This window comes from Massilia sp. P2_C2, from assembly GCF_056404615.1.
Genome location: NZ_JBFUDR010000375.1, coordinates 1 through 5,183 on the forward strand (window position 1 = coordinate 1; position 5,183 = coordinate 5,183).

Annotated in this window: 4 protein-coding genes; 1 reads left to right on the forward strand and 3 read right to left on the reverse strand. The window is 63.1% G+C overall.

What is annotated here, in order from left to right:
- Window positions 1–714 (reverse strand): glucuronate isomerase (locus AC1DYX_RS27415; RefSeq protein WP_477264785.1); only part of this gene is annotated, 714 nt, incomplete at its 3' end.
- A gap of 230 nt (window positions 715–944) precedes the next feature.
- Here AC1DYX_RS27415 and AC1DYX_RS27420 point away from each other — a divergent pair.
- The gene (locus AC1DYX_RS27420) at window positions 945–2,237 is read left to right on the forward strand and encodes an NCS2 family permease (protein ID WP_477264787.1); all 1,293 of its coding nucleotides are present in this window, start codon (window positions 945–947) and stop codon (window positions 2,235–2,237) included.
- 186 nt (window positions 2,238–2,423) lie between these two features.
- On the opposite strand, the gene AC1DYX_RS27425 is transcribed toward AC1DYX_RS27420, so the two are convergent.
- Complete coding sequence (locus AC1DYX_RS27425) at window positions 2,424–2,777, reverse strand: hypothetical protein (RefSeq protein WP_477264789.1); 354 nt, start codon at window positions 2,775–2,777, stop codon at window positions 2,424–2,426.
- A 405-nt stretch (window positions 2,778–3,182) separates the two neighbouring features.
- Window positions 3,183–5,183: putative bifunctional diguanylate cyclase/phosphodiesterase (locus AC1DYX_RS27430; protein WP_477264791.1), on the reverse strand; the 2,001-nt coding region annotated here is incomplete at its 5' end.

The following is a 5,183-nucleotide window of genomic DNA, read 5'->3' on the forward strand; positions in this document are numbered from 1 at the left end:
GTCGATGGCATGGTCGGAAATGCGGCCGCCGCGGGCGTGGAAATACTCAACACGGTTGGCCAGCGCCGCGATCAGGGCGGCGAAGGAATCGATCTGCACGCCAGCCACGCCGGACAGGCGCGCCACGTACTCACCGAAACCGGGATTATTGATGCGCATGGCCTTGTCCGGACGATAGGCCGGCAGCACGCGGGTCTTCAGCGCCGACTGCGCGATTTCGGCATGCTGCAGCAGGTCGTCGGCCGGATCGTCCGTCGTGCAGGCGATTTCCACCTTCGCCTGCTCCAGGAACGTCCACGTGTCCATCGTGGCCAGTTTCGCATTCGCCTGTTCCCAGATCGCTTCCGCGTTCTTTTCGTTGATGACCAGGTCGATGCCGAAGATGCGGCGCAGCTCCAGGTGGCTCCAGTGATAGATCGGGTTGCCGATGGCGAGCGGCAGCACCTTGCAGAACGCCAGGAATTTTTCCTTGTCCGAGCGGCCGCCGGTGCAGTATTCCTCGGGCACGCCAGCCGTACGCATCAGGCGCCACTTGTAGTGGTCGCCGCCCAGCCACAGCTCCGCGATGTTGCGGAATTTCTTGCGCTCGGCGATTTCGCCCTGCTGCAGGTGCGAGTGGTAGTCGATGACGGGCAGGTCGGCGGCAACGTCGTGGTAGAGCTTGCGAGCGACGTCGGTCGTGAGAAGGAAATCCTCGTCCATGAAGGCGGTCATGTTTTGTTCCTTGGTTGGCTTAGCTGATATATCAGGATGGTATGCCTAATATATTACCTGTGCAAGGCCTTTTACTCCGGCTGCTCCGTCCGCATGCCGATGCTTTTGACATACAAACTTGTCTGTCTGTATAGTCTCGCGGCGAGGTGTTATCCTTCGTTCATCGGCTCTAACGATGCCTGAATTCAAGACGCGGCGCCGCACCCACCCTCCCCTGGAGCCCCCACGACATGCTCGAGCAACTATTCAAACTACGCCAGAGCGGCACCGACGTCCGGACGGAAATCCTGGCCGGCCTGACGACATTTCTCACGATGGCTTACATCATCTTCGTCAACCCGACGATCCTCGGCGACGCCGGGATGCCGAAGGATGCCGTGTTCGTCGCCACCTGCCTGGTGGCGGCGCTCGGCAGCCTGGTGATGGGCCTGTATGCGAACTATCCCATCGCGATGGCGCCAGGCATGGGCCTGAACGCCTATTTTGCCTACGCCGTCGTGCTGGGCATGAAGGTGCAGTGGCAGGCGGCGCTCGGCGCCGTGTTCGTGTCGGGCTGTTTGTTCATCCTGGTCTCGGTGTTCGGGCTGCGCGCGATGATCGTGAACGGCATCTCGCGCTCGTTGCGCGTGGCGATCACGGTGGGCCTCGGGATGTTCCTCGCACTGATCGCCTTGAAGAGTGCGGGCATCGTCGTGGCGAGTCCGGCTACGCTCGTGCAGGCCGGCGACCTGCACAAGCCGGAAGCCATCATGGCGGTCGTCGGCTTCCTGCTGATCGTGACCCTCGACCGCCTGAAGGTGCGCGGCGCGATCCTGATCGGCATCGTCGCCGTGACCATCCTCAGCTTCTTCTTCGGCGGGAACTCGTTCCACGGTCTCGTCTCGACGCCGCCGTCGATCGCGCCCACGCTGATGCACCTGGACGTCAAGGGCGCGCTGGGCGTCGGCATCCTCAACGTGGTGCTCGTGTTCTTTCTCGTCGAACTGTTCGACGCCACCGGCACGCTGATGGGCGTCGCGAGCCGTGCGGGCCTGCTCGTGGAGGGCAAGATGGAGCGCCTCAACAAGGCACTGCTGGCCGACAGCGCGGCCATCGTCGCCGGATCGGTGCTCGGTACGTCCAGCACGACGGCGTACATCGAGAGCGCAGCCGGCGTGCAGGCCGGCGGCCGCACGGGCCTGACGGCGCTGACGGTGGCCGTGCTGTTCCTCGCCTGTCTGTTCATCGCGCCGCTGGCCGGCGTGGTACCCGCCTACGCGACGGCGCCGGCACTGCTGTTCGTCGCCTGCCTGATGCTGCGCGACCTGGGCGACATCGAGTGGAACGACACGACGGAAGCCGTGCCGGCCGCCATCACCGCCCTCGTGATCCCGTTTACGTATTCGATCGCGGAAGGCATCGCGTTCGGCTTCATCATGTATGCGCTGCTCAAGCTGACGACCGGCCGCGCGCGCGAAGTCAAGCCTGTGATCTGGGTGATCGCCGCCCTATTCGCCTTCAAGATCGTCTACATTGGCACCTGAGTGGCATCTGGCGGCCAGCGCTGTCTGGCTGATTCAACGAAATCCTGGCCGATCGGACAATAGTGAATCGCACTGACTGAACTGAAGATTGATGGCGGCAAAAAGCTCGGAGTAGCCGCCAATTTCGTCACGGTCGTACCAATGTTGGGGCTTGGTTACCTAATTAATGGATCTATTTCATGAATCTCAATATGGCCCCTCGACAAAATAAGCCTCATGAATGATGTCCCAACTGGGAATGGTGCTACAGGTAAAGCCGTTATCGTAGTAATAAATTCTCATTGAGTTTCCTGATATTTTTGCTGCCAATAATGTGCTATAGGCCGCCTTGCACGCGGCGATAACCATCGTATAACTTCCTTGCGTATCCATATTGCAGATTTTATGGATTTGTGTCGAGTTATTGATAGCGACCACCACATTTCCATTGCCTTCTATCGCGAGATAACTCACAGTGCCCGAACAAAAATAGTTCGCAAATGCGTCTGAGGAGAAAATAGWGCAAAACGTCATAAAAAATGTCAAAATGATTTTTTTCATTTAAATGCTTTCATGAAATCCCGAGAGGAACTTTTATAATAACCATCTACAGCATTCTCCACCGACAGGGTTTGCCAGTTCTAAAGTCGGGTTCTATTACGTCTTCGAGCGATTCAGTCAGGCCTTCTAATAGTCGCTGAACCACCGATGAGCATCGTCGAAATCGAAGAATATGATGGGCTGTAAATATTGGCGCTGCGAGTTTACTCGAAAAATACAGGCAAAAAATCACCAAATCTCACGATTTGTCGCCCGAACATTTTCGAGATCAAAGACGGTTTAGAATTCTCACCTTACACCGAACCACGGGTGCGCTTGACAACCCGGGCTTCCGGACGCAGACAAAAGCCGCTGTGCAGAGCGTTTGCGGCTGCTGTGTTTTCAGCCAGACACGCCTTGGCGCCGTCACGCGGCGGCCGAGACCTTCCCGGCCGTCAGCATGGCGGCGAATTCCGCCGCCTTCACCGGGCGGCTGAACAGATAGCCCTGCACGAGGTCGCAACCGAGATTGGCCAGCAGATCCAGCTGGCCGGCCGTCTCCACCCCTTCCGCCACCACCGACAGCCGCAGGCCGTGCGCCATGCCGATGACGGCACGCGCGATGGCCAGGTCGTCGGGGTCCCGCTCCAGGTCGCGCACGAACGACTGGTCGATCTTCAGGCGGTCGACGGGGAAGCGCTTCAGGTAGTTCAGGTTCGAATAACCGGTGCCGAAATCGTCGATGGCGAGCCGGATGCCGATCTCCTTCAACTGCCCCAGCAGCGAGAAGCTCTTGCCGGCGTCTTCCATCGACGTACTTTCCGTCAGCTCCAGCTCCAGCAGGCCCGGCTCCAGCGCGCAGTCGGACAGGACGCTGCGCACGGTGCCGAGGATCTGTTCCGTGAACTGGTGCACGGAGAGGTTCACGGCCACGGGCACGACCGGTACGCCCGCCTGGCGCCACAGCTGCAGCTGGCAGCAGGCCTCGCGCAGCACCCACTCGCCGATCTCGATGATCATGCCGGTCTCCTCGGCCAGCGGGATGAAGACCGAGGGCGGCACGTAGCCCCGCTCCGGATGGCGCCAGCGCAGCAGAGCCTCGGCGCTGGCGATGCTGCCGCGGATGACGTCCATCTGCGGCTGGTAATGCAGTTCCAGCTCGCCCCGTTCGAGGGCGCGGCGCAATCCATTCTCCAGCTTGAAGCGGTCGTTGGCTTCGCGGTTGAGTTCCGGCCGGTAGAACGCGTAGCGCTGGCCGCCGCCGTCGGCCGCCTGGCGCAGCGCCGTCTCCGCGCCGCGTGCCAGCGTGTCGTAGGCGACGCCGTCGTTCGGGTAGATGGCGATGCCGATGCTCGGGTCGAGGTGAAAATCCTCGCGCTCATGGCTGTACGGTGCGCCCAGCGCGGCCAGCACGCRCCGCGCGGTGGCCGCGAGCTCCTCGGTGTCGGCGCGCAGCAGGGCCAGCGCGAACGCGCCTTCCGAGAAGCGGGCGACGAAGTCCTGCGCGCCCACGTCGCGCAGGCGCACGGCCGCTTCCTGCAGCAGGGCCTGCTCCGCGCCCGGTCCGAGGGCCTCGCGGATCAGCGCCATGCGCGTGAAGCGCAACAGCATGAAGCCGAGCACGCGGTCTTCGGCGCGCGCCTCGCCCTTCAACCTGCGCAGGCGTTCGCGCAGCAGGTCGCGGTTCGGCAGGCCGGTGACGGCGTCATAGTGGCTGGCGTAGTGCAGCCGTTCTTCGGCGCCCCGCAGTTCGGTGACGTCGATGCCGGTGGCGAGCACGAATTCCACGCTGCCGTCTTCGCGCCGCAGCAGCGTATGCGTCCACACGATATTCCGCGTGCCGCCGTTCGGCGTACGCCATTCGCCCTGCAGGCGCTGCGGCGGCGGTTGGTCGGCGATGCCGGCGAACAGGTGGCGCACGGCGTCCGGATCGTTGGCACCGCGCACCACTTCCCAGCACGGCCGGCCGAGCGCGTCGTCGGCACGCCAGCCCAGCGATTCTTCGCAGGCGCGGTTGAAGGTCACGATGCGGCCGTCCGGCTCCGTCAGCAGCACCAGCGTGCCTGCCGTCTCGACGATCGCGGACAGGCGGTTGCGTTCCGAGCGCAGCGCCGCGGTCCGTTCGACGACGAGCGCCTCGGCGCGGGTGTACAGCCGGGCGCGCTCGAGCGCGAGGGCGACCTGCTTGGCCACGTTGTCCAGCAGTTCGCGCTCCTCGACGCCGAATTCGTCGGGATCGGCGTGCACGTGCAGCATGCCCAGGCGGCGTTCGCCGGACTGCAGCGGCAGGCAGACGAGCGCCGGATCGCCGGCCGCCGGGTCGCCGGCAGCGGCGCGGCCAGTGCCGCATTCGCAGGCGTCCGGCGGCCGCGTGTCGCCGCGCTGCGCCAGCACGCGCAAGGCGCCGTCCGGCGTCACCGCGCTGAT

Bases quoted from the DNA above. Each gene is read 5' to 3' on its own strand.
- AC1DYX_RS27420 (WP_477264787.1), top strand. From the start codon at position 945: ATGCTCGAGCAACTATTCAAACTACGCCAGAGCGGCACCGACGTCCGG.